Origin of the sequence: Micromonospora sp. WMMD710 (assembly GCF_029626045.1) — a bacterium.
In the GTDB taxonomy this organism is placed as follows: Bacteria; Actinomycetota; Actinomycetes; order Mycobacteriales; family Micromonosporaceae; genus Micromonospora.
The window spans coordinates 5,970,249-5,995,386 of the sequence record NZ_JARUBD010000001.1 but is presented as its reverse complement, the minus strand read 5'-3'; the positions used below and the strand labels follow the sequence as shown (position 1 = coordinate 5,995,386).

The following is a 25,138-nucleotide window of genomic DNA, read 5'->3' as shown; positions in this document are numbered from 1 at the left end:
GCTGAATCGTCTACGACATCAGCTCCAGAGTTGGCGCCCAGACATCTCGCCACGCCGCTCCGCGCAACGCCAGGCCACCGGCCGCCAAGTGAGCACGACGACCCGGCCGGGCCTCAGCCGATGGCGGGGACGTCGACGCCGAGGACGGCCTGCTCGTCGGGGCGGTGGACCAGGACGTCGGCCAGGTACGACTGGACCGCGTGGCGCATGCCGACGTCCCGGCCGGCCTGCTCGGAGAGCAGCCACTTGTGCTCGATGATCTGCGCGAACAGTTCCTGAGGCTCCAGCTTGCGGCGCAGGTGCGCGGGAACGGCCCGGACCACCGGCTCGAAGACCTCGGTGAGCCAGCGGTGCGCGGCCTGCTGCTCGTCGATCAGGTCGCTCTCCGCCCGGTAGGCGTCCAGGTCGTTGAGGAGCTTGCGGGCCTGGTTCTCCTCGGCGTCCAAGCCGGTCAGCCGCAACAGCCGTCGGGTGTGGTAGCCGGCGTCGACGACCTTCGGCCGAACCAGGTAGCGCCCGTCGTCGATGCTCGACATGGCGACCTCGGCCACGTCGAAGCCCAACTCGTTGAGGCGGCGGATCCGACCCTCGATGTCGTGCCGCGCCTCCCGCTCGACCGCCTGCTCGTAGGTGATCTCGTGCCAGAGCCGCTCGTAGCGCTGCACGACCTCCTCGCAGACCACCTCCGGGTCGATGGACTCGTGCAGCAGGCCGGCGGCCTGCAGGTCCAGCGCCTCGCCGAAGATGTTGACCCGGGCGATCTCCAGGTCCTCGCTGCGCTGCCCGTTGGAGAGCGAGTTGTGCAGAGCACCCGTCTCCGCGTCGACCAGGTAGGCGGCGAAGGCGCCCGCGTCCCGGCGGAACAACGTGTTGGACAGCGAGCAGTCGCCCCAGAAGAAGCCCGTCAGGTGCATCCGCACGATCAGGGCGGCGAGCGCGTCCAGCAGGCGGCTCATCGTCTCCGGTCGCAGGGTGTGCGAGAAGAGCGCCCGGTACGGCAGCGAGAACTGAAGGTGCCGGGTGATCAGCACCGATTCGAGCGGCTCCCCGTCCTCGGTCTGCCGGTCGGCGACGACCGCCACCGCCTCGACCGACGGGAAGTCGATCCGCTCCAGCGCCCGCAGCAGGTCGTACTCCCGCTCGGCGATCCGCTCGCGGGTCTCCTTGAACGCGTACACGTAATCGCCCAACCGGACGAACCGGACGATGTGTCGGGAGATACCCTGCGGCAGGGCCACCAGGTGCTGGGCAGGCCACTCCTCCAGCGGTGTCGACCAGGGCAGGTCGAGCAGCGCCGGGTCGACGAGGGCAGACGTGATCCGCACGGGCACAAGCATGACGCCTCGCCCCCCGCATCCGCCTCACATCGTGGTTGGGCACACAGCGCCGGACACCCCGGCGTCGCCCCGGGCCGGTAGCGTGGTCGCGTGCTCAAACCCACGGCGGTACGACGTGACCTGCGGCTACGGCCCGTCCGCCCGGCCGGCTGGTGGTTCGACGGGCTGTTGCTGGTCGGACTCGTCGGATTGACGGTGGCGCTCGCCGCCGACCAGCTCTTCGGGCTGGACCGGGCCGTCGCCGACTGGGCCGACGGACATCGACCCACGGTCGCCTACTGGGTGGCCCGGGTGCTGAACCTGCTCGGTCAGGGCACGCCGCTGACGTTGCTCGCCGCCGGGCTGGGCGTGCTGCTGGCCGTCCGGCTGCGGTCGATGCGGCCGATCCTGCCGCCGGTGATCGGGTTCGTGCTGACCCTCCTGACCATCGGCCCGCTCAAGGTCTGGACCGCACGGGCGGCACCGAGCGCGAGCATCAAGGAACCGTTCCTGCCGCCCGAGCAGACCCTGCCGCTGTTCCACGACGATCTGCCGGTGCGGTTCGCCCAGTCCTATCCGTCGGGTCACGTCGCCAACGCGATCGTCTGGTACGGCGTCATCGCACTGCTGCTCGCCCCGCTGGCCCGCAGCTTCGGCCGGCACCTGCCCGCCCGGCTGGTCACGGTGATCCGCGTGGTGCCGCCGCTGGTCGTCCTCACGACCACGACCTACCTGGGCTGGCACTGGCTCACCGACTCGGTGGCCGGGCTGCTGCTGGGCCTGCTTCTGGACCGGCTGCTGCACCGGGTGCCGTGGGACGACGTGCCGCTTCCGGGCCGGCTACGCGGATGGGACCGGCCGTTCACCTCGTACCCCTAGGGTCGGCTCGTGGATCAACTGGCGCGGCGGCTCGGCGTACCCGATGCAGTTGTCATCGGGTTGGGTTCGATGCTCGGCGCCGGCGTCTTCGTGGTCTTCGGCCCGGCCGCGGCGGCGGCCGGCGGCGCCGGCCTGCTGCCCGCGCTGGTGCTCGCCGGGTTCATCGCCTTCTGCAACGCGACCAGCTCGGCGCGGCTGGCGGCCCGCTATCCGGAGTCCGGCGGCACCTATGTCTACGGCCGGGAGCGCCTCGGGCCGTTCGCCGGTTTCGTGGCCGGTTGGGGGTTCGTGGTCGGTAAGACGGCGAGCTGCGCGGCGATGGCGTTGACCATCGGGGCGTACCTGTGGCCGGGTCAGGCCCGGCTGGTCGCCGTCGGCGCGGTGCTCGCGGTGACCGCGGTGAACCTGCGCGGCATCGGCAAGACGGCCACCAGCACGAAGCTGCTGGTGGCGCTCGTGCTCGCGGTGCTCGCCCTGGTCGCGGCCGTCGGCGTGGTGGGCGGCCCGGTGCGCCTGGATCGGCTGACCGACCCCGGCGGCTCGGCCCGGGGTGTGCTCACCGCCGCCGGGCTGCTGTTCTTCGCGTTCGCCGGGTACGCGCGGATCGCCACGCTCGGCGAGGAGGTCCGCGACCCGCAACGGACCATCCCCCGCGCGGTGCCGCTGGCGCTCGGGGCGGTGCTCGCGATCTACCTGGTGCTGGCCGTGGTCACGCTCGGCGTGCTCGGCGCCGACCGGCTGGCAGAGTCCGCCGCGCCCCTGGTCGACGTGGTGACCACCGCCGGGTTGCCCAGCCTGGCCTGGGTGGTCCGCGCCGGTGCCACCATCGCCGTCGTCGGGGTGCTGCTCTCCCTCGTCGCCGGGGTCGGCCGGACCACCCTCGCGATGGCCCGCCGCCGCGACCTGCCCGGAGCGCTGGCCGCCGTGCATCCCGTACGCCAGGTGCCGCACCGCGCCGAACTGGCCGTGGCCGCCGTGGTGATCGTGGTGGTGCTGCTCGGTGACGTCCGCGACGCGATCGGCTTCTCCAGCTGCACGGTGCTCGTCTACTACGCGATCACCAACGCGGCGGCGCTGACCCTGGGACGGGACTCTGGTCGTCGACTGCCGGTGCAGGTGCTCGCCGGCCTGGGGCTGGCCGGGTGTCTGCTGCTCGCGGTCAACCTGCCCGTGACCAGCGTGCTCGCAGGGTTCGGTGTGCTTGCGGCCGGTGCCGCCTGGTACGCGCTCCGCCTCGCGCGCCGGTGACCCGGCGTGGCCACCGGCGCGTGGGGGTTCAGCGACTCAGTCGCCGGTACTGTATCCGTTCGCCGAACCAGAAGGCTCCTCCCGATCAAGCACCTGACCAAGATTCTTGATGTCAATCTGCAGTTCGCCTCCGTCGGGCACCTGAGCAACAGCGCTTGCCAGGCCGCCGTAGAAGCGCATTGCGCGCACCTCCGGCGCTACCCGCAAATTCTCAATCACGAAATCGCCGCCCACCACGAAAGGAATAAGCGGAACGAGCCGCGTTCCCGGCTTCAAGGGGCCGAAAATGCGCTGCCAGTTGTGCGCTATGGGATAGCCGGTCAACACGTTGTAATCAGCAATCAGCGTGGCGGACCACTCATCAAACCCTTGAGCGAAGTCCTGGAACTCTCCGGTCTCCGGATTGAATTGCACGATCGACGATCCGCGTATTCCGAACTGGCCACCGAAAATGTCGTCGGCAAAAAACGTGACATCATCTGCGACGCCAGCGAACGATGACTTCCACAGCCCTGGATCATTCCATTCTTCGATGTCGAGAACATCCGAGCCGGACCGACCGAGCGGACGGAACAACAATGCCGCCTCAAAGGCGAAGAAGCCATTCCTCTCGGCAAGCACGGCGTACAACTCATCCCAGATTGCACCGAGAGGAAGCTCCTCACGGCGCGGCACCGCGGACGACAATGCCGCCGAACCCGCCGCGAGCAGCTTAGCGAGAGCGCCTTCCACGCGGTGTCACCCCTATCAGATCCAGGTTCTCGATACGAAGGATGAAGGTACCACCGTCAGGAACATCCTTGACCTGCGCCTTGATTACCGAACCTGCACCCCGGTTATCTCGTGGGTTGATGTACTTGACGTGGGCTCCTGTTCCACCTTCCACCGTCATTGCTGGCGGCAACTCATCCCGGTCGAACCCAGTCTGCGTGGGAATGCCTCGCAGCGAATCTCTTCTACGGCTGTCCGCGCCAGCACGGTCGACCGTCAACTTCGCGCCATCCAATCCCTGCTCATGGGCATGGATCGCAAAGTCCGGATGCTCGACCGCATCGACCTCAGCCGCGATTGGGCGAGGGCTGGAGCAGGAACAGGAGTTGCCGTTGGCGTCCAGACCGCCACCGCAGTTGTGCACGAGTAGCGGCTCGTCGTCCGGAATGACGTAGTAGGTATGGAAGCCCTGGACCGTGAGGTCGCGCATCTCCTCAGAACCCCACTTGTTTCGCACTGCGACGACGGTGACCGCGCCCTTGCCCTTGACCAGCAGCTTGGTGCCCGGCTTCAGGTCCTTGGCGTCGTCCCACTTGCGCTTTGAGGCGTTCCAGAACGGGTGGTGCCAGGTCGTCTCGACCTTCGTCACCTTGCCGTCCTGGTCGCGGACGGTCAGGTCGGTCAGGTCCTTGTCGGTGTTGCGGTGCAGCTGGGTGACCTGCTTCGGCTCCGACTTACCGGCCACCGGATCGGTCGCCATGACCTTGTCGCCGACGTTGACGTCCTCGATCGGCCGGCTCGTGCCGTCCGCCATCAGGACCCTGGTCTTCGGGTCGAAGCTGTGCCGACGACCGGTCTTGCAACCGCCACCGCCCCCGCCGACTGCGAGGCTGAGCGGGTTGAACCCACCCCCACCGCCGGAACGCGCGCCTCCGCCGCCCTTGCGGCTCAGTGCCCCGAGCCCCGGCACCATGTTCTCCGCGGCTGCCCGCGGGTTGTAGGTGCCGGACGTGGCCAGCTGGGTGACCGCGTCCTCGACGCCGTTCTCGGCGGCCTCGGTGGCCAGGCGGCCCACCAGGCCGGTGCCGACCTTCTTGGCCACCGCCGCGCCGACCCGCGCGGCGATGGCACCGCCCGCACCGCCGATCAGCCCGGTGACCGCACCCGTGCCCAGCGAGCCCAACGCGTCACCGATGCTGTGGATGTCACCCTGCGCGGCGTCCTTGGCCAGGTTGATCAGTGCTCCGGCACCGGCCATGCAGGCGATCGCGCCGGCGCCGGCGGTCACCGCCGTGCAGGCGATGCCGGCGAGGATCGCGCCGCCGATCGCGGCGACCTCCAGCAGGACGTCCTTGTGTTCCTTGACCCACTTGGTCGTGGCGCTCGCGGCGTCGCGTACGGCGGTGGTGGCCTTCTTGACCACCCGCTGCGCCTTGGCGGCGACCTTCTTACCGGCCTGCTTGAGTTTCGCCGCCGCCTGCTTGGCGCGTTTCTTGACCGCCGCCGCCTTCTTCGCGACGTACTTCTTGGCCTGGTTGTACTTCTTCTTGACCGCTCGTTTCGCCTGGTTGTACTTCTTCTTGATCTGCTTCTTGACCTGGTTGTACTTCCTCTTGGCCTGGTGGTACTTCTTCTTCACCGCGGCCTTGGCCCGCGAAGCGGTCTTCTTGACCGTGGCCTTCGCGGCACTGTAGGTCGACGAGGCGTACGAGTAGGCCGACGACGCGTACGACGAGGCGTACGAGTAGGCGGACGACGCGTACGAGCGGAAGCTCGAGCTGACCGAGCTGACCGCTCGGGAGAACGACTTCTTCAGGCTGCCCAGACCCCAGTGCCCGGTCGGGTCGGTCACGGTCAGCGGGTTCGCGTCGCCGTACTGGTACCGGTTGGCGTTGATCGAGTCGGGCAGCGGGCTGTTGCTCGCCGTGTCCCGCGTGTCGAACTGCCCGGTGTCCGTGTTGTACCAGCGGGCGTGCATGTTGACCCGGCTGGTCAACGCGTCCGTCCACTCCGACTGGTAGCCGAGCTGGCCGAGCAGGCCGCTGGTGGTGAGCGCCTTGCCCAGCGGGTCGTAGGTCACCGAGCCGGTCAGCGCCGTCCCGGTCGGGGTGAACTGCCCGACCACGTCGGTGTGCAGGTCCGTCCAGACCATCCGCTGGTTGCCGCCGCCGGTGGCGCCGACGACCTCGCCGGACGGCCCCCGCACGTAGGTCGCGCTGGAGTCGGCCGCCAGGTCGTTACCCAGACCGGTGTACGAGTGGCCGGGCCGGATCGCGCGACCCAACCCGTCGTACGTGTAGGTCTGCGTGCCGCCCGCCGACTGCTGCGACACCACCTGCCCGAAGGCGTCGGTGCGGGTGATGTTGCCGCCGGCGTCGGCCAGGGTGCCCCGGGCCGTGTACGTGTAGCTGGCGCCGTCGGCGGTGAGCAGGCGGTTCCGCTGGTCGTAGGTGAACAGCTTGGAGCCGTTCTGCACCCGGTTGCCGGCCTTGTCGTAGGCGTACACCGTGGTGGCGGCGCCGTTGTTCCACGACGTCAGCCGGTCGGCCAGGTCGTAGGTGTAGGTGTTCGCCGCCGAGCCGGCGAACCCGGTCGTCGACTTCGAGGTGATGTTGCTGTTCGCGTCCCAGCCGTACGTGATCTTCGCGAGCGACGCGCCGGCGGACGACTTCAACTCGTCGCCGGTGAGCCGCCGCAGCGGGTCGAAGGTGAAGTTGCGGGTGTTGCCGTTCGACCCGTAGGTGATCTTCGAGACCTGGGAGAGCGTGTTGTAGGTGTAGGCCATCTGCACGCCGGCCGACGGGTTGGCCAGCGACGACAGGCGACCCGCGCCGTCGTACCCGTAGGAGGTCGTGCCGGCCGCGTCCTGGCGGGACGCGAGGCGGCCGTCGGGGTCGTAGCCGAACGTCGAGTTCCCCGACGGGCCGGTCACCGTGCGGGGCAGGCCCCGGTCGTCGTACGCGATGGTGTTCGTGCCGCCCGAGCCGGACAGCGACGTCATCCGGCCGGCCACGTCGTAGCCGAAGGTCCGGTCCTCGGTCGCGACCTCGGCGCCCGCGCCCGACTGCCGGATCAGTTGCCCCAGATCGTCGTACGCGTTGGTGACCGTCACCCCGCCCGGCATGGACTGCTTCACCGGCCTACCGGACCGGTCGTACTCCAACGTGAAGGTCCGGTCGGCGGGGTCGGGGTGTGCGGCGGTAGCCGGTTCGATCATCGCCTCCGGCAGACCCCACGAGTTGTACCTGGTGAGGAAGGCGTTGCCCCGGCCGTCGGTGAACCGGGTGCGGTTGCCCTCCAGGTCGTAGCCGAACGTGGTGACGATGGAGTCCGACGCCGAGATCGGCTGCGTCTCCTTGGTGACCACACCGGTCGCGTCGTACTCGTAGGTCACCGTCGTGCCGCGTGCGTCGGTGCTGGCCACCATGTTGCCCGCCCGGTCGTAACGGGCCGACTGTTCCGACAGCAGCGTCCCGGTCGGGCTGTACTCGGCGGTGCGGGTGGGCCGGTCCGCCATGTCGTAGGTGACCGAGGCGTACGAGCCGTCCGGGCGGATCGTCTTCGTGGTCCGGCCCTCGGCGTCGTACTCGTAGCGGCTCACGTTGTTGGCGCCGTCGGTGGACGTCAGCGGGTCGCCGACCACGTTGTACGTCGTCGAGCTGTTCACGCCGGCGGCCGTGGTGACCTGCGACGGCCAACCCTGCGCGTTGTACGTGTAGTTGGTGGTGTGGTTCTTGCCCTCCTGCCGCACCACCTCGGTCGAGGTGAGCGTCCGGCCCAGGTAGTCGTAGGTCGCGGTGCTCACCGCGCCGGTCGGGTCGGTCGTCGACAACACGTTGCCCGCGTCGTCGTAGGTGTAGGTGGTGGCGCCGTCGTTCGGCGCGATCTCCTTCGACGTCCGGCCCAGCTGGTCGTACTCGTAACGGGTGATCTTGCCGAGCGGGTCGGTGACCGTCGCCAGCTGACCGGCCGTGTCGAAGCTGTAGCGCGTCTCCGGCACGATCGGCGTCGCCGCCCCCGGTGGGGTGTACGCGGGCGCCTTCTCCGACACGACGCGGCCGACCGCGTCGTACTCCACCACCGCCCAGTTGCCGTTCGCGTCCCGGGTGTCGGTGGGCTCGTCGAACGTGTTGAACCCGACCCAGCTCACCGCGTTGGCGAGGGCGGGGATCTGACCGGGCTGCTCGACCGTCGCCGCCGGGGCGGTGGTCTTCACCGCCCGACCCTCCTCGTCGTACCCGTAGTAGGTGGTGTTGCCGTTCGGGTCGGTGACCGAGGTGGGCAGGTCGTCGGAGTCCAGCACCTGCGAGGTACGGATGACCGAGGCGTCCGCCGCCGGGACGGTCCCCGCCCTGACCTGCGACACCTCCGCGTCACTGAGCGCCTTCTGGTACACCTGCACGTCGTCGATGCCGCCCGGCCATGCGTCGGTGGCGTGACCGTCCCAGCGGCCGCCGCCGATGACCAGCTCACCGTCCGCGCGGATCGACTGGTCGACAGCGGTCGAGCCCTGCAGTGCGCCGTTGACGTACAGCCGCACCGACTTGGCCGTGGCGTCGTAGACGCCGGTGAGGTGCGTCCAGGTGTTCAGCGAGGCGGTGGCCGTTGACAGCGCGGTGACCGAGGTCGTCGAGGACTTCGAGACGAGCATCCGCCACTTGTTCGTCCCCGCCTCGTAGCCGAGCAGGAAGGCGCTGCGCGCATCCCCGTCCTGCGACACGGCCGCCTGGTGCCAGTTTCCGTTGCTCAGGTTGACCCAGGCGGACACCGAGTACGAGCGGGTGGTGTCCAGCACCGGGCCGCCGGTGCCGATCCGGGTGGCGTCCGCGTCGTCGAAGGTCGCCGAGCCGCCGCGGTCGGTGGACCAGGTGACGTTGCCGGTGGCGGTGGCCGGGCTGTTGCCGGTGGAGTCGGCGGCCGTCGTGCCGCTGGTCTCGTCGAGCTTCCAACGCCCCACCGGGGTCGGTGCCGCCGACGGGTACTCGGTCTCGGCGATGGCGCGGCCGGCACTGTCGTAGAGCGCGTCGGAGATGCTGGTGACGGTGCCGTCAGCCCCGGAGGACACGGTGGAGATGACATTGTCGTCGGCGTCGTAGGTCAGCGCGGTCCGACGCTTCAGCCCGTTCGGGTCGACGACCGAGGCCGTCGTCCGACCCGCCGCGTCGTACTCGGTGGCGGTGACGGTGTGACCGTTGTTGGTGATCTCGCTGACCACGTTGCCGGCCGCGTCGTAGACGTTCTCCTCCACGACGAAGGTCTTGGTGCCGTCGGTCCGGCTGACCTTCGCCTCCAGACCGTTGTCGGTGTACGTCCAGCTGGTGGTCCAGCCCATCGCGTCGGTCTCGCTGGCGATCCGGCCCGCCGGGTCGTACGCCCGGCTGGTCGTCACCAGGTCGCGGGCGGCCGACGGGTTGTTCGGGTCGCCGGTGAAGTTCTTCACCGTCGTGGTGAGCAGGTTGCCCTCCACGTCGTAGGTGCTGGTGGTCACCCCGCCGTCGGCCTCGGTCTCCTTGACGACCCGGCCGTAGCGGTCGTACTCGAAGCTGGTGGTCTGGTCGACGCCGTTGGTGGTGGACGACTCCTGGCCGTAGGCGTTGTAGGCGTGCCGCTCGGTGCGCGACGCGTCGCCGCCGGTCAGGTCGCTGACCGTGACGAGGGTGACGTTGCCGTCGTCGTCGTAGACGGTGGTGGTGCGGGCGGTGTGGATCGCACCGGTGACCCGGTTGGTGACTCCCGGCTCGGTTTCGGCGATCTCACGGCCCAGCCGGTCGTACTCGTGGCTGGTGGTCAGCCCCTCGGGGTGGCTGTCGGTCACCTCGGTCTCGGTGAGCAGCCGGCCCAGCCCGTCGTACGTGTAGCGAGTGACCTTGCCGCCCGGCTCGATCATCTCGGCGACGTCGCCGCTGGCGTAGTAGGTGATGGTCTGGGTCTGTCCGCCGGCGGTGGTGACCGTCGCCGGCAGCCCGGCCGGGGCGAAACCGCCGTCCTTCGCCGCGACGGTGGTGCCGTCGGTGAAGGTGGTGCGGGTGACCCGACCCAGCGGGTCGGTGATGCCGGTCTGGTTGCCCTTGCCGTCGTAGGCGTAGCTGGTCAGGTACCGGTTGTCGGTGGCCGACGACGACCGGCCGTCACGCATGGTCAGGATGACGTCGTTACGCGGGTCGGGCGTGCCACCGATCTTGATGGAGCTGCCGGTCGCCCACCCACCGGCGCCGTTGCCCGACACCAGGTACATGTCGTTGTCGGTGGTCTTGTGGTAGACGAGGTCGGCCTTCTTGTCGCCGTCGAAGTCCCCGGCGGAGAGCAGTGCCTTGGCGCTGCCCCAGCCGGTGCCGACCCGGGTGGCGGTGGTGCTCAACCAGCCGCCGGACCCGTTGCCCCGCAGCATGTAGAGGTTGTTGTCCGCGCTGCTGCGGTAGATCACGTCGGGCTTGCCGTCGCCGTCGAAGTCACCCGGTGCGGCGAGCAGGTTCGCCGCGCTGACGTTCGGGCCGATGAGGGTCGCGGTGGCGCTCAGCCAGCCGCCCGACCCGTTGCCCTTGAGCAGGTACAGGTTCTTGTCGACGGAACTGCGGAAGATGACGTCGGGCTTGCCGTCACCGCTGAAGTCCTTCGAGTAGACCATCAGGTCGGCGGCGCTGACGTTCGGGCCGATCTTGGTCGAGGTGCCCGTCAGCCAGCCACCCGCGCCGTTGCCGGTCAGCAGGTAGAGGTTGCCGTCGGAGGCGTTGCGCCAGAGCAGGTCGGGTTTGCCGTCGCCGGAGAAGTCCTTCGCCGCCACCGCCATGTTCGCCGACGCCAGGCTGGTGCCGATCTGCGTCGGCAGGCTGGTCAGCCAGCCACCGGCCCCGTTGCCCTGCACCATCTGGATGGTGTTGTCGGCAGCCCGGTAGACCACGTCCGGAGCACCGTCGCCGCTGAAGTCCTCGAACATCATCGGCAGCGCCGCGCTCGCCCAGTTCAGCGGCTCGGCCGAGTTCGCGTAGTAGGTGTAGTAGACCGACGAGCACTTGTTGGCCGACTGGTCCTGACAGGTGATGACCTGCTTCGTGTTACCGCGCGCGTCCTGGAGTTCCTGGCTCCACACACCGCGCGGGTCGTACGTCAGGTTGCCGTAGCCACCCACGTCGTACCCGAACTTGGTGGTGTTGCCCAACCCGTCGGTCTGCGCGACCATCCGGCTGCCGTTGACCAGGTCGTAGCTGTAGCTGATCTTCTCGCCCGTCGGCCCGGTCACCGTGACCGTGGAGACCGGCATCGGGATCGCGCTGGCGACACCGTTGACCATCGTCACCGCGACCGGCGCGGTCTGCTTCGACGCCTGGTAGTGCGCGGTGACCTGGTCGGCGGAGAGCTGCGAACGGTAGAAGGCGACCTCGGCGATCGACCCGTTGAAGTAGCCGACGTCGCGGGTGCCGTGCATCGGCCAGGCGCCGGCCCACTTGCCCGCGCCGACGTAGACGTTCTGCTTGTCGGCGACGACCAGCGCGTTGTCGAGCTTGCCGACCGCGGCGCCGTCCAGATAGAGCGACTGCGTGTTGCTGGCGGCGGAGAGCACGACGTGGTGCCACTTGTTGTCGTTGACCAGAGCCGTGCTGGTGATCACCCGGGTGGCGTCGGCGGTCCAGAACCCGCCCCGCAGCTTGCCGTCCGTTCCGACGTAGAGCGCCGGAGTCCACATACCGGCGACGGTCGGATTCGACACCGGGCTGGCCTGGTACCCGTAGAGGACACCGCCGGCGGTGTTGCCGGCCGGCATCTTGAACCACATCTCGACCGAGTTGGGTCCGGTGGCCGGGGCGTCCTCGGGCGGGAGTTGCAGGTACGAGGTCGTTCCGTTGAACGACGCGGCCTGGCTGTCGCTGAACGGGCCGGCGACGCCCAGGGTGGCGGAGCTGTAGGTGGCGACACCGCCCTGCACCTCGTTGGCGGCGTCCGTCGCCTCGACGTCCCCGAGCCGCCAGTAGTCGGCCGGCTTGCCGCCGAGCACCGAGGCGGCGTACACGTCGCTGCTGCCCGAGACGGTGGGCGTACCCATCGTCCAGACACCGCCGTTCTCGTCGGTGACCGTGGACACGCGACCGGTGGTCTTGTCGTAGCCGACCTGCGCGGTGATCCCACCGGAGGGGCGGACGACCGTGCTGAGCACCGGGTGGGCCGTGCGACCGGCACCGTTCAGCGCGGACACCGTGGTGTCGGTGAGCGCCTGGTTGAAGAACGACACCTCGGCGATGGAGCCGGTGAAGTAGGTGGCCCGGGCGGGCGTGACACCGCTGTTGACGTGGTTGGGCCAGCCGCCGCCGACGTAACCGGCGCCGATCAGCACGTTCGACGACCCGCCGGGGATCTGGGCGACGGTGCCGTTGAGGGTCCCCCGGTCGACCCCGTCCAGGTAGAGCTTCTGGGTGTCCCCGGCACCGGCCAGCACCACGTGGTGCCAGGCGCCGTCGGTGACCGTCACGTTCGTGTTGATCGGGGACGGGGCGCCGTTCCAGAACGAGCCCCGCAGCTTGCCGTCGGTGCCGATGTAGATCGACGGGGTGTAGTTGCCGGCCGTGGTGCCATTCGTGATCGGGTCGGCCTGGTAGCTGAACAGCACACCGTTCGGGGTGGTCGTCTTGAACCACATGCTGACCGACTGGTACTGGCCGTCGCTGACCAGGTTGCCCGGTAGCTGCACGAACGAGCTGGTGCCGTTGAAGCCCGCGGTCGTCGCCGTGGAGCCGGGCAACGCCGCCGGCTGACCCAGCGCGACGTTGTTGTAGCGCGCGTTGTCCACGCCCGCGTTGCCGAGCACCGAACTCGCCGCCGTGGTGGCCCCGGCCGCCTCGGTCAACCGCCAGTACGAGTACGGCCCGGCGTTCAGGGTCGCGTTGGCGTACTGCGAGGTGCTGTCGTGCTGGTACGTGGTGCACGCCGCGAAGTTCGTCGGCGGGCAGACCTTCGACAGCTGGTCGCTCGTGCCGTAGCTGTACTGCCAGGTCGTCGACGTGTTCCAGTCACCGGGGACCGCCGGGTCGGTGTACACCGTCGCCGGGTGGGCGTACGCCGAGCCGGCCGGGGTGGACCAGGTGACGTACAGGGACCGGCCGGAGGCGGAGGTGACCTTCGTGGCGTTCGAGCTGGCGTCGTACGTGAACGTCATGGCCCGGCCGTTGGCGTCGGTGATGCTGGTGACCTTGAAGACGCCACTGCCGGCCGGCTGCGCGAAGACGTAGAGGGAGGCGTCCTTGTCGGTGAGCGTGTAGCCGGTGACCGCGCCGCTGACGTCCTTGTTCTCCTTCAGGATGGAGAACCGGCCGGACGCCGGGGTGAACGAGCCGTCGGCGTTGCGTCCGAGCGCCACGTCCTGGCCGGTCGGATAGGTGATGAGGACCGACTGCACCTGACCCGCGATGTCACGGACCTGGGTGGCCCGGGTGTCGAGCATGCTCGACCAGCCGGCCCCGAAGGCGTTGCCGCGTCGGGTGTCCAGGCTGTTGTAGCTGCGGGTGATCGACAGCGACGGGCCGACCGTGGCGACACTGGCGTCGGTGGCCGAGGTGGTGTAGTTGCCGATGCCCGGGTCGTAGCCCTTGCCGGAGTTCTGCGTCAGGCTGCCGGTCAGCAGCGGCTGCGGCACCGAGGTGGTGAACGCGTACGCCGGGTAGACCGCGCTGGAGCCGGCCTTGTCGTTGACCTGGACGGTGTAGAGGTAACTCTTGTTCCAGGTCAGCTTGCCGGCCGGGACGGTCCAGCTCGCCGTGGCGACCCAACCCGAGTTCGCCACCACCGCGCCGGTCCCGGAGTCGGCGACCACGTAGTTGTAGGTGAAGCCCTTGTTCGGCCAGTTGTCCGGGTCGACGGCCCGCGAGTGCAGCTCCGGAGTAAGGGTCTGCACCACCGCGTTGTTCGTCGGGTAGCGGACGTTGACCTGCGGCGCGACGTTGTTGGTGTACGTCAGCTCCAGGTACGGCTTGTAGCTGCCGGCCGAGTAGTTGGCGGCGGTGAACCGCTTCCACGCCGTCGAGTCGCTCTCCGACGCGGTCAGCGCCAGACCCTCGTTCACGCCACCGGTCGACCAGTCGTTGAACGTGTCGACGGCGAGCGGCACGCTCACCCAGCGGCCGGTGCTCCGGTTCGCGGAGGTGTTGGTGCAGGCCGGCGTGTTGTCGGGGATGGTGAGCGAGCCGATCGACGAGGAGATGGTCGGGCCGGGGTGGCTGGCGGTGGTCAGGTTGTCGACCGTCCACGCCTGCGTCACCCGGTGCACGTTGAACGGCTTGTGCGAGGCGCAGTCGTACGACCAGGTGTGGAAGAGGTGCAGCTTGGCCGCACTGAACCGCTTGCCGGCGAGGCCGTCGCTGGCGAACTCGTCGAAGTGGATGAACGAGCGGGCCTTGACGCCACCGCCGTCGTACGTGCCGACCGGCAGGTTGTCGCCGTTGTGGTTGGTGGTCTCGGTGTCGCTGTCGACGTAGACGTCGCCGGTGGTGCCGGTGGTGGCGGTCGGGTCGACGCGCACCGGGTACTGGCGGGCCGGGTCGCGCAGCCAGGCCTGGTCGGCCACGACCCGCAGCGCGGGAGCGCCGTCGACGGTGACGATCTCGAACGTGACGGCGTCGGACTCGGCCGGGGCGCCGGAGCGGGGGTCGACCTTCGAGTCCTGCATCGAGCCGTGCGGGAACCAGGCCACCGCCTTGCCGTCCGCGTTGAGCAGTTCCACCGAGCCCGTGGCGGTGAGTCGGGGGGTCAGGCCGGTGAGGCGCAGCGGGAACACCCAGGTCGACGCCGCCTCCGGTGAGCGCAGCACCAGGGTTTCCTTGACCCCGGCGTCGAAGGTGGTCAGCTCCAGGTCGGTGTGCGGCAGGACGTCGGAGTATCGGGCGGTCGGCCCGTCCACCTCGGGGGCGCCGACGGTGCCGCCCTGGAGCCGGTAGCCGACGCTCTCACCGCCGGGCAGGGTGAGCTGGGCGAGGTCGGCGTCCACGGCGGACGTGGTCGCGGCCGGGGTCGCGGCGCGCGCGGTCGACGCGCCGCCGGCGACCGACACGCCGAGCCGGTTCGCCGTGACGTGCAGCCGGCCGTCGGCGCGGCGGGCGAGGTTCGAATCGATCTTCTGCCAACTGCCGTCCGCCGCCCGGTAGTTGACCGGCCGGTTGTAGGTGCGCTTGGTGTAGGATCCGTCGGCGTTCGCGAAGACGTCCGATCGCGCGCTCGACTTGCGGGCGTCCCGCGTGCTGGTCCGGGCGTCGAAGCCCGGCTCGGCCACGTCCGTCACCTCGGGCGTGGTGGCGATCCGGTGCGGCTGGTACGCCTCCAGGGTGCCCGGCGCGGGTTCCGGTGCCCGCCCGGCACCCCGGCCGGCGTCGGTCGCGGACGCCGGCACGTGCGGGTCGACGGTGACCGGCTTCCCCTTCTGCTGCACGGGGAGCCCCACGAACGCCGCGGTCGCCGACCAGGCGGGACGCTGCGCGAACCAGCTGAGCCAGGTCAGCGGGAACTCTCCACCCGGCCGGACCACGTCGGCCGGTACGGCGACGGTCAGACCGAAGACAACGGCCACCATGAATGTGGCACGGCGTGTGCCACTGGTAACGGATCGGCGCATGGCCGGTCCCCTCCCCCGTGAAGTGAAATTACCAACGCGGAGTGTGAGGTCTCGACGATCTTCGGCACAAGATGTCCGAACGGTTAATCCTGAGAGAAACCTTGGGGCGTCAGTCCTGACCAGACGCCAGCGCCGAGACCACCTCAACGGCCTTACGCTGCACGGATTCCGGGTTGGTGGCCTCCTCGACGACCACGTTGGGGCCTGGGGTCGCGGCGCCGAAGGCGACGAATCTCGCCGCGGGGAACCGCGCGGCGGTCGGCCGTACCGCCTGTACGGGTGCCTCGCCGACGGCCAGGATCACGCCGCAGCGGCTCTGCACCAGGCTGGCGAGGAACGTCTCGGCGTTCGCGCCCGTCTGCGGACCGTCCACTTCAAGGAACTGCACCTTGACGTGGGTCGCGAGGGACGCCTCCTGCATGCCGGTCCACACCGGACGGGCCTCGGGGCCGGCGACTCCCTCCGCGCCGGTCAGCAGGCACGCGGTCTCCGCCCGGTACTCCCGCTGGCGCGGCTCTGGCTCGTCCTCGGGCCACAGCACCCAGCCCACGACCACCGCCACGACCAGGCCGAGCGCCGCCACGGGCCACCACAGCGGCCGGGTCCGCAACCACCGGACGACCGCCGCACCCCGCTGCCGTCGTTGCACGTCCCGGGCTCGTCGACCCACCCCACCACCAAGCACGGGCGCACCCTACTCGGCCGTCGTCGCCGACGGGAGCCCCACCGGCAGGCCCGCCGCGCGGTCCGGTCAGCCCGCGGCGCCGGGCCCGTCGGGCTGGTGGGTCACCTCGACGTCGCCGGCCGACCCGCCGTTCGTCGCCGCCCCGCCGGTCCCGGGTGGTGCCGGCACGGGATGAGCCGCGTCCGGCGCGGCGGCGACGCGCCACTCCGCCGCTTCCGGCAGCGACGTGGGCGTCGGGTGTGGCACCGCACCGGCGGGCCCGGCGGGCCTGGGGACCGGGCCGGACCGGGCGGGCGGGGCGCAGTGCCTGGTCAGCCAGTCCAGGCCACGGCGGCGGGCGACCACGGTGAGCCGGTCCCCCGCGAAGATCACCTGACGCGGGTCGAGGTCCTTCCACCAGATCGTCTTCGTCCCGCCGGCCGGAGTTCGGGCGATCAACCGGACCTGCCCGTCCCGGTTGACCAGGTCCAGGGGCCGGCCGTCGAGATCGGAGCCCGCGGCTACCGGCACCTCGGCGACCGGCAGGGCATGCCGGTCGACCGGGATCGTGGTGATCACCGCGCGTTCGGTGAGGGCGCCGATGAAGGCCGGGGCGGCCAGATAGGAGACCGATCGGGACACGCCCAGGGCGAAGGTCTCATCGACCCGCTCGGCGAAGTCACCGTCGAAGAGCCGCAGCACCACCCGCAGGTCGTCGCGGAGATCCCGGGCGGCCAGCGCCGCCTCCAGGTTCGCCACGTCGTCGGTGGACGCCACCACCAGCGCCTGGCAGTCAGCCACCGATGCCGCCGCCAGGGTCTCCGGCAGGGCCGCGTCCCCGACGATGAGCGGCACCTCCAACTGCCGGGCCAGCGCCGCGCCACGCGGCTCCGGATCCTTGTCGATCGCCACGACCTCGACGTCGTACTCGCGCAGTTGCGCCATCACCCGGGTGCCGACGTTGCCCAGGCCGATCACCACGACGTGCCCGATCCGCGCGGGTTGCAGCCGGCCGGTGTGCAGGGCCAGCCGCGCGTTGACGATGCCGTCCACCACCACGGCGGTGATCAGCGGGATCAGCGCCAGGCCGGCCAGGTTGAGCACCACCTGCATGACCTGCGCGCTGGCGGTCTTCTCGGTGTCCGGGTCGGCGCCGCTGAGGGTCGTGACCAGCGTCAGGTAGAGGGCCTCGGCCGGGGAGACACCCTCGGCTCGGGAGATCAGCGCGCCGAGCACCGCGATCACCGCGAGCACCAGCATCACCGCGATGCCGATCTTGCGGGTGGCGAAGCCGCGTACCGCCCCCAGCAGCATCGTGACCGGACGGCGCCGCCGCCGCGCCCGGACCAGCCGGCGGGCCGCCACCTCGGTCCCCGGCGGCTGGCCGGTCGCCTCGGCCAGCACCAGATCGGCGCCGGCCTGCTCGGCCGGCAGCAGCTCCACCCCCTGCTCGTCACCGCCGTGCGCCAACGCGCAGACCACATCCTGCGGACGCACATCGGCCCGCCGGGCCACCCGGAACGTCTTGTCCCGATGCTGGAAGGAACTCGGGTCGACCTCTCCGAGCGCGGCGGCCACGAACGCCGGCGCCGCCATCTCGGCGTCGGAGAGCACCTCGACCGGCGCCTTGAGCAACTTCCGTACGCCCTCGGCGAGGGTGCCGTTGAACATCCGCAGCACCTGCCGGACCCGCTGGTCGACGGCCTGGGCGCAGAGCGCGGCGTGCAGGTTGCCGACGTCGTCCTGGTGCAGCAGGGCCAGCCCGGTCGCCCCGGCCAGCCCGGCGGCCTCGAAGGTGGCCACGTCCAGCCGTTCCGAGCGGACCACCCGCACCCCCCGCAGCCCCGCCACGTCCGGCCCGTTGCTGCGGTAGCGCTCCGGCACCACCACGGTCACCCGGGCGCCGCCGGCGGGCAGTTCGGATTCGAGCATCGCCCGTGCCACGTAGTAGGCGAGCGCGTCCCGTCCGCAGATCACGTAGTGCGGTCGCGGGTCACCCGCGGCCCGCAGCCGCCAGTTCCACTCGACCGCCCGTCGCGCCCGGTCCCGCCACGGTTCCGCCATGCCCGGATCGTAATCAGCGCGACCATGGTGGGCGACCCTGTCCGGATCATCCCCGAGCAGGCATGTCGGCCCGGGCGGCGGGTAGAGCAGCGCAATGCAGACCTTCCTGCCGTACCCGGACTTCCTGGCCAGCGCCCGCGCGCTGGACCAGCGGCGGCTGGGCAAGCAGCGGGTGGAGGCCATCCAGGTGCTGCGCGGACTCACCCGCCCCGACTACGGCTGGCGCAACCACCCGGCGGTGAAGATGTGGGCCGGGTACGAGGAGGCGCTCACCCGGTACGGGCTGGACATGTGCGCCGTCTGGACCGAACCGGGACGCGCCGACACCTGCGCCACCACGATGACCGTCGACCTGGCCGCCGCCTGCGGGACCGGCGTGGTGCGTACCCAGGACGAACTGGCCCGCGCCGGCGAGCTGCCGCCCTGGCTGGGCCGCGACGACCTGCACCTGAGCCACCGCTCGTCGCTGGTGCGCAAGGACCCGGCGCACTACCGCCCGATCTTCGGCGACGACGTCCCGGAGGATCTGGAGTACGTCTGGCCTGCCTCCGACCGCGCGCGCCGCTGCCTTCCGTAGGGGAGACTGACCCGAACAGGGAGGTCCTCGTGGCGCTGTCGCACATGGTGGGTCGACTCATCGGCGTACGCCAGCACCAGGTGGACCCGGGCGGCGGTGGCGCCGACCGCGTGCCGCGACCGGTCTCGGCGGTGGTGGTGGGTGGTGGCATCGCCGGCATGTCGGCGGCGGTGGTGCTGGCCGAGCGGGGCGTCGCGGTGACGGTGCTGGAGGCCGCGCCCACCCTCGGCGGCCGGCTGGGCGCCTGGCCGGAGGCCCTGGCCGACGGCAGTCAGCAGAACGAGCACGGCTTCCACGCGTTCTTCCGGCAGTACTACAACTGGCGGTCGATCCTCCGCCGGATCGACCCCGACCTGGGCTTCCTCAAGCCCATCCCGGGCTATCCGATCCTGAGCGGGGAGTGGCCGACCGAGGAGTTCGGCAAGCTGCCGCCGGCACCGCCGGCGAACCTGCTCGCGCTGCTGCTACGCAGCCCCAGCCTGCGCCTCGCCGACCTGCGTCTGATGGATCGGGACGCCGCGCTGCCGCTGCTCACCTACGACCCGGTGCGCACCTACGCCGACCTGGACGACACGACCGCCGACGAACTGCTGGCGTCGCTGCGACTGCCGGACCGGGCACGGGCCATGCTGTTCGAGGTCTTCTCGCACTCGTTCTTCAACCACGAGGCGGAGATGTCGGCCGCCGAGATGGTCGCCCAGTTCCACTTCTACCTGCTCGGCAACCCGGAGGGGCTGGCCTTCGACTGCCCCGATGAGGACTACGCGACCGCGATCTGGGAGCCGCTGACCCGACACGTGGAGAAGCACGGCGGCCGGGTGCTCACCAGCGCCGCCGCGACCGGCGTGCACCGCTACGCCGACGGCTGGCGGGTCACGACCACCGACGGCGGCAGCCACCCGGCGGGCCACGTCGTGCTGGCCGTCGATCCGCCGGCGCTCGCCGCGCTGGTCGCGGCCTCCCCCGACCTGGTCACGCGGGCACCGGAGCTGGTGGCGCGGATGCCCGCGTTCGGCACGCCCGGTCCGCCGTACGCGGTCGCGCGGTACTGGTGCGACGGGGACGTCGCCGCCGGCCGCGCGGTGTTCAGCGGCGTGTCCCGGCAGCCCACCCTGGACTCGGTGACGCTCTACCACCGGCTGGAGAACGAGTCGCGGCGCTGGGCGCGGCAGACCGGCGGGTCGGTCCTCGAGGTGCACGCGTACGCCTGCGAGCCCGACGTGCCGGCCGAGGAGTTGGCCGAGCGGATGCGCCGCGAGCTGGTCACGCTCTGGCCGGAGGTCGCCGACCTGCGGGTCCGCGAGCTACGGGCCCGGGTCCAGGCGCAGGCGCCGGCTTTCACTCCGGGCAGCCACGCCTGGCGACCGGGGGTACGCACCGACGCCGCCGGCCTCTACCTGGCCGGCGACGGCATTGGCACGGACTTCCCGAGCGCGTTGATGGAGCGGTCCGCGGCGACCGGCATCATCGCCGCGAACCACATCCTGCGCGCGGAGGGCGGCGCGGCCGAGCCGGTGAGCTCGATCCGGCCGCGGGGACTGCTGGCCGGGCGGGACAAGCGAAACCGACAAAAGCCTCTATAAGCGACGGTACGCTGCCGTACGCTCGATTGATCATCTGTCGATCGGTCGGGCGGGAGGGCAGCGGAGATGTCACCACTGCACCGTGCCGGCGCCCAGAGCGGAGGGCCCGCCGAGGAGACCGGCCGGGACGACGCGTACCCCCTCATCCGCGACGAGCGCGCCTGCGTCGTCACCGCCCTGCGCCTGGGTTGGTGGATGGCGGACGCGTACCACCACGGGCGCAACGCCCAGCCCGCCCCGACCGCCCCGCCCCGCCCACCGGCCAAACTCTCCAACCTGACCGAGATGTCCACACCCCGCCGGATGCGGATGTACCTCGACGGGGTCGACGTCGCGCTGGCCCAGATCGCCGCGCTCACCCGGCACAACGGACCCCTGCCCGACACGGCCGCCGCCCGCGCCCGGCTGCCCGACCTGGACCGGCTACCCGACCTGGACCGGCTGCCCGACCTGGACCGGCTGCCCGACCTGCGAACGTCCGGCACCACCGACACGGAACCGCTGCTGCTCGCCCTCGACGACCTCAACGTGGACGTGCTGCGGTGGACGATGGCCACCAACCTGCGGGTCGGTCTGGCCTACCGGCTCGGCCGGTCCCTGGCCGACACGGTCCGGCCCGGCGACGCCACCGAACTGCTGCGGCGCTTCAACGGCCGGCAGGTCCAGATCAGCCGGTGGCTGGACGAGCTGGCCACCGTGCTGCCGCCGTACTCGGCGGCGGTCGTCCGCCGCTCGCTGGCCGCCTGGGCGGTCGCGGTGGAACGCTCCGGCCGGGGCGACCCGACCGAGCCCTCGCCCGCCGAGTTGAGCCGCGAACTGCGCAACCAGGGTGACCTGTGGCGCGGCGTGCTCACCGGCGGTCTGCATCCGCGCGACCTGCTCGACGAGGAGGATTACGCGGTGGTCGCCCGGAACCTGATCATCCGGGACCGGCGGCTGGTGGCGCAGGCGGCACGGGGCATCTTCTGGCCGGTGCTGGTGCCTCTGCTGGTGGTGCTCTTCGCCGTCGTCGGGGTGAGCGCCGCCGCCGCGGCCGGCTCACCGACCGCCCGGGCCACCGTGGCCCTGCTCGGCCTCGGCGCCGGGATCGCCGCCATCTGGCGATCCGTCTCCGGCCCGGCGCTGGCGGTCGCCGGAGAGGTCAACCGACCGCTGCTGGACAGCGAACTCACCGCACGGATGGCCCTGCGGCTCGATCGGCCCCTGACCACCGTCCGCCGCGCGGCGGGGGTCACCGCGCGGCGGCAGCGCCGCCCGGAGGAGCCGGGGAGCCGATCGAAATACGTTGCCCCCCTGTCCCGCCCCGACCTACCGTGATCACGCAAGGTCAACCACCCGCCGCGGGAGCAGCTCATGACGAAGTCGCACGTCACCAACGTGCCGTCGACGCTGCCCGGCGATGGTTGCCGGGCGGAAGGACCTCGGGCGGGCCGGCCCGACTGACGCGTACCCGTACGCGCCGAGCCGCCCGTCCGTCAGCCGGACCGGGCGGCTCTTCGCTGTCCGTCACCATCTGTCGAAAGGAGTCCCGGTGGACGCCGTTCTCGTCATCAACGCCGACCTCGGCCCGCTGCACCGGGTCTCCGTCCAGCACGCCATCCGGATGCTCTGCCGCCGGGTGGCGGAGATCCACGAGGCGGAGCCGGACCAGGTGATCGGGGTCTTCCCAATGCCCCGGGTGGTGCGGCTGGTCCGCTACGTGGTCACCCGGTGGCGGTTCAGCGCCGGGCCCGCCTGGTCCCGGGCCGGGGTGCTGCGCCGCGACGATCGGTGCTGCGCGTACTGCGGCGGCCCGGCGTCGACCATCGACCACATCCTGCCTCGCTCACGCGGCGGCCGGAACACCTGGCGGAACACCACCGCCGCCTGCTACGCCTGCAACCAGCGCAAGGGCGACCGTACGCCGGCCGAGGCGGGCATGCCGCTCCGCCGGGAGCCGGTCAACCCGGGCTGGGCTGCGCTGGCCGGGCGGTGACCGACCGGCCGGCGGGAACGGGGGGCCGTGTCCGGGGGTACGCCCCGGCGCGGCACCCGCCGGCCCCCGGTCAGGCGGACCGTTCCTTCACCTTCGGCTTCGGGCTGCCGCTGGCGCAGTGCACCCGGATCTCGCTGCGGTTCTCGGCGGAGGTCAACTGGACCTGGACCTGCTTCGCCGGGCCCGGGTCGTACGCCTCGGCCTCGTAGCCGGGTGCCAACCTCACCGCGAGCACCTCGGCCGACCCCTCCTGGCAGCGGACGGTGACCGTCCCGCCGCGGGCGTCCACCGGCACGCCCACCGGCTCGGTGGGTGTGGGCGTGACCTCGGGTCGGGTCGGTCCCGGAGGGCTGACGGTCGGGCTCGGGGTCGACGTGCCGACCGAACCGGGCGGGGGGCCGGTCCGGGGGGCGACCGGGGCGTTCCCGGCCGACGGACTGGCGGGTCCTCGGGTGTCGGCCTGGTCGGGCTGCTCAACGGTCCGTGGCAGCCCGACGGTGGTGGTGCCATCCGATCCGATGCCGGTTCGGGGGGTACCCGCGTCGTGCCGATGCGTACGGGAGTCACCGAGCGATCCGGCTGCCGCCAGGGCCGCGACCACCGCCCCCGCGACCGCCAGCACGGCCCGCCGCCGTCGCCAGGAGGAGGTACGCCCCGGCTGCCCTTCGTTGTCCGTGGACCGGGCCGCGACCACGCTCGCCCCGCCCGGGGCGACTGGTCCACTCGCCGCCGGCCCGCTGGCGGCGACGCCCAGGATGCGGGCCGCCTCGGCGGCCGGTGGCCGGTCGGCGGGGTCGCCGGCCAGGCACCAGCGGTAGAGCCGGTGGATCTCCGCCGGCACGCCGTCGATCTCGGGCAGCGGGGCCGGCTCGACGTGGACGTGGGCGGGCAGCATCCCGGCCTGCGCCTCGGTGGCCGAGGGCAGCCGACCGGTGAGCGTCCGGTGCAGGAGCAGGCCGAGGGCGTACACGTCGCAGGCCGGCAACACCTCGCCGGCCGCCAGCCGCTCCGGCGCGAGGTAGGCCGGCGTACCCAGCAGCCGCCCCTCGAAGTCGACCTCCGGTTCGCCGACGGCGGCCGCGATGCCGAAGTCGAGCACCTTGGCGCCGGTGGGGGTGAGCATCACGTTGCCCGGCTTGATGTCGCGGTGCACCAGCCCCTGGGCATGCGCGGCCTCCAACGCCGACGCCACCTCGGCGCAGACCCGCAGCCCGGCGAGGGGTGGCAGTGGGCCGGTGGCCAGCCGTTGTTCGAGGGTGGTGCCGCTGAGCAGCTCCAGCACCACGAACGGAACCTGCACTCCGTCGAAAAGCGACTCCCCGAAGTCGTAGACGCTGGTGACATGCGGATGCGACAACCGGCCGGCCGCCTTGGCCTCAGCCCGGATCCGCTGTCGGGCGGCGACGTCCGAGGCGACGAGCACCTTCACCGCCACGTCCCGTTCGAGCACCTCGTCGTACGCCCGGTGCACCTCGGACATGCCGCCGCTGCCGAGGCGCTCCAGGAGCCGGTAGCGGCCCGCAAGCAACCGATCACGCTGCACGACCGACAGCCTGCCGTACCACCCCGGCCCGACACCACCCGGGATCGAGGTTTCGCAATGGCTGAAACTCCGGCCGCGGTGCCTGCGCGTTCAGCCGTCGGTGGGCGCCTGCCAGGCGAAGCGGGGTGCGCGGCGCTCGGCGACGGCCGCCACGCCCTCCCGGGCCTCACCGCTGTCCGCGACCTTGCGGTGCCACCAGGCGATCCGCGCCGGTCCGGCCCGGTCGTCGATGATCTCCTTGGCCGCGGCGATGCTCAGCGGCGAGCGCTGGGCGATCGTGGCGGTGAGGTCGTCCAGCCGCTCGGCGAGCCGGTCGCCCGGCAGCACCTCGTCGACCAGGCCGATCCGCAGGGCACGTTCGGCGTCGATCAGCTCGGCGGTGAACAGCAGGTGCTTCGCCGCGGACGGGCCGACCAGCCGGGACAGCCGCCGGGTGGTCGGCGCCGGGTAGACCAGCCCGAGCCGGGCCGGGGGTACGCCGAACCGGGCGTCGTCGGCGGCGATACGTAGGTCGCAGGCGACCGCGAGTTGGGCGCCACCTCCGACACAGGCGCCCCGGATGGCGGCCACGGTGGGTTTGGCGAAGCGAGCGAGCCGTTCCTCGGCGGCCACCGCGATGCTGGTGTCGCCGGCGTCCAGCAGCTCGGCCAGGTCGCCGAGATCGGCACCGGCGCAGAAGGTGTCGCCCGCTCCGGTGAGCACCACCGCCCGTACGCCTGGGTCGGGTTCCAGCCGGTCGAGCAGGTCGGGAAGCTGCCGCCACATGGCCGCGGTCATCGCGTTACGACGAGCCGGGTTGTGCATCACCACGGTCGCGACCGGTCCGGCCACCTCGACGGTCAACGTCGCGTCCGACACGTCCACCCCTTCCCGCGCCGCACGTCCGACGCCGCCGATCTGGCCCCCGGCGTCGTGCGCCGGTGCCGCGACCATAACGGCGCGAGCCGGGCGGCGATCGGTCAGGTCACACCCGGCACGGCCGTGCTGC

At 71.3% G+C, this 25,138-nt stretch carries 13 protein-coding genes; 6 read left to right on the top strand and 7 right to left on the bottom strand.

Translation table 11 applies throughout. From position 1 onward, the window contains the following. Positions 1-113 precede the first annotated feature (113 nt). A complete protein-coding gene (locus O7620_RS27735) occupies positions 114-1,325 on the bottom strand; it encodes a DUF4032 domain-containing protein (RefSeq protein ID WP_278126056.1) in 1,212 nt (403 codons plus the stop codon). Positions 1,326-1,457: 132 nt separating this feature from the next. On the opposite strand from O7620_RS27735, the gene O7620_RS27730 reads away from it, so the two are divergent. Further along, positions 1,458-2,195, top strand: coding sequence for a phosphatase PAP2 family protein (locus O7620_RS27730; RefSeq protein ID WP_278127174.1), 738 nt, complete (start codon positions 1,458-1,460; stop codon positions 2,193-2,195). A 9-nt stretch (positions 2,196-2,204) separates the two neighbouring features. Beyond that, positions 2,205-3,443 carry an APC family permease gene (locus O7620_RS27725; RefSeq protein WP_278126054.1) on the top strand — a complete coding sequence of 413 codons (1,239 nt, stop codon included), beginning with the start codon at positions 2,205-2,207 and terminating at the stop codon, positions 3,441-3,443. 36 nt (positions 3,444-3,479) lie between these two features. On the opposite strand, the gene O7620_RS27720 is transcribed toward O7620_RS27725, so the two are convergent. The 4 genes from O7620_RS27720 to O7620_RS27705 form a co-directional block, all read right to left on the bottom strand. After that, the gene (locus tag O7620_RS27720) at positions 3,480-4,175 is read right to left on the bottom strand and encodes a hypothetical protein (protein WP_278126053.1); all 696 of its coding nucleotides are present in this window, start codon (positions 4,173-4,175) and stop codon (positions 3,480-3,482) included. After that, entirely contained in the window at positions 4,156-15,702 is an 11,547-nt protein-coding gene (locus O7620_RS27715; protein ID WP_278126052.1) for a LamG-like jellyroll fold domain-containing protein, read from the bottom strand. Before O7620_RS27715 ends, O7620_RS27720 begins: the two co-directional genes overlap by 20 nt. 151 nt (positions 15,703-15,853) lie before the next feature. Next, entirely contained in the window at positions 15,854-16,414 is a 561-nt protein-coding gene (locus O7620_RS27710; protein ID WP_278126051.1) for a hypothetical protein, read from the bottom strand. A gap of 81 nt (positions 16,415-16,495) precedes the next feature. Continuing rightward, entirely contained in the window at positions 16,496-18,472 is a 1,977-nt protein-coding gene (locus O7620_RS27705) for an NAD-binding protein (protein WP_278126050.1), read from the bottom strand. 94 nt (positions 18,473-18,566) lie between these two features. Between O7620_RS27705 and O7620_RS27700 the strand changes: the two genes are divergently transcribed. From O7620_RS27700 to O7620_RS27685, 4 genes are all read left to right on the top strand, one after another. Continuing rightward, positions 18,567-19,049, top strand: coding sequence for an MSMEG_6728 family protein (locus tag O7620_RS27700; protein WP_278126049.1), 483 nt, complete (start codon positions 18,567-18,569; stop codon positions 19,047-19,049). Between the two features lie 29 nt (positions 19,050-19,078). Further along, complete coding sequence (locus O7620_RS27695) at positions 19,079-20,632, top strand: FAD-dependent oxidoreductase (RefSeq protein ID WP_278126047.1); 1,554 nt, start codon at positions 19,079-19,081, stop codon at positions 20,630-20,632. A gap of 66 nt (positions 20,633-20,698) precedes the next feature. Then, on the top strand, positions 20,699-21,949 hold the full coding sequence (locus tag O7620_RS27690; RefSeq protein WP_278126046.1) for a hypothetical protein: 1,251 nt from the start codon (positions 20,699-20,701) through the stop codon (positions 21,947-21,949). A 214-nt stretch (positions 21,950-22,163) separates the two neighbouring features. Next, positions 22,164-22,607 carry an HNH endonuclease gene (locus O7620_RS27685; RefSeq protein ID WP_278126045.1) on the top strand — a complete coding sequence of 148 codons (444 nt, stop codon included), beginning with the start codon at positions 22,164-22,166 and terminating at the stop codon, positions 22,605-22,607. Between the two features lie 70 nt (positions 22,608-22,677). Here O7620_RS27685 and O7620_RS27680 read toward each other — a convergent pair whose 3' ends face one another. Together O7620_RS27680 and O7620_RS27675 are read right to left on the bottom strand one after the other, a co-directional pair. Continuing rightward, on the bottom strand, positions 22,678-24,150 hold the full coding sequence (locus O7620_RS27680; protein ID WP_278126044.1) for a serine/threonine-protein kinase: 1,473 nt from the start codon (positions 24,148-24,150) through the stop codon (positions 22,678-22,680). A 90-nt stretch (positions 24,151-24,240) separates the two neighbouring features. Further along, positions 24,241-25,008 carry an enoyl-CoA hydratase/isomerase family protein gene (locus O7620_RS27675; protein ID WP_278126042.1) on the bottom strand — a complete coding sequence of 256 codons (768 nt, stop codon included), beginning with the start codon at positions 25,006-25,008 and terminating at the stop codon, positions 24,241-24,243. Between the last annotated feature and the right edge of the window lie 130 nt (positions 25,009-25,138).

Excerpts from the sequence above, each read along its gene's own strand:
- O7620_RS27715 (WP_278126052.1), bottom strand. The coding sequence starts at position 15,702 with ATGGTGGCCGTTGTCTTCGGTCTGACCGTCGCCGTACCGGCCGACGTG.
- O7620_RS27705 (WP_278126050.1), bottom strand. The coding sequence starts at position 18,472 with ATGGCGGAACCGTGGCGGGACCGGGCGCGACGGGCGGTCGAGTGGAAC.
- O7620_RS27700 (WP_278126049.1), top strand. The coding sequence starts at position 18,567 with ATGCAGACCTTCCTGCCGTACCCGGACTTCCTGGCCAGCGCCCGCGCG.
- O7620_RS27690 (WP_278126046.1), top strand. The coding sequence starts at position 20,699 with ATGTCACCACTGCACCGTGCCGGCGCCCAGAGCGGAGGGCCCGCCGAG.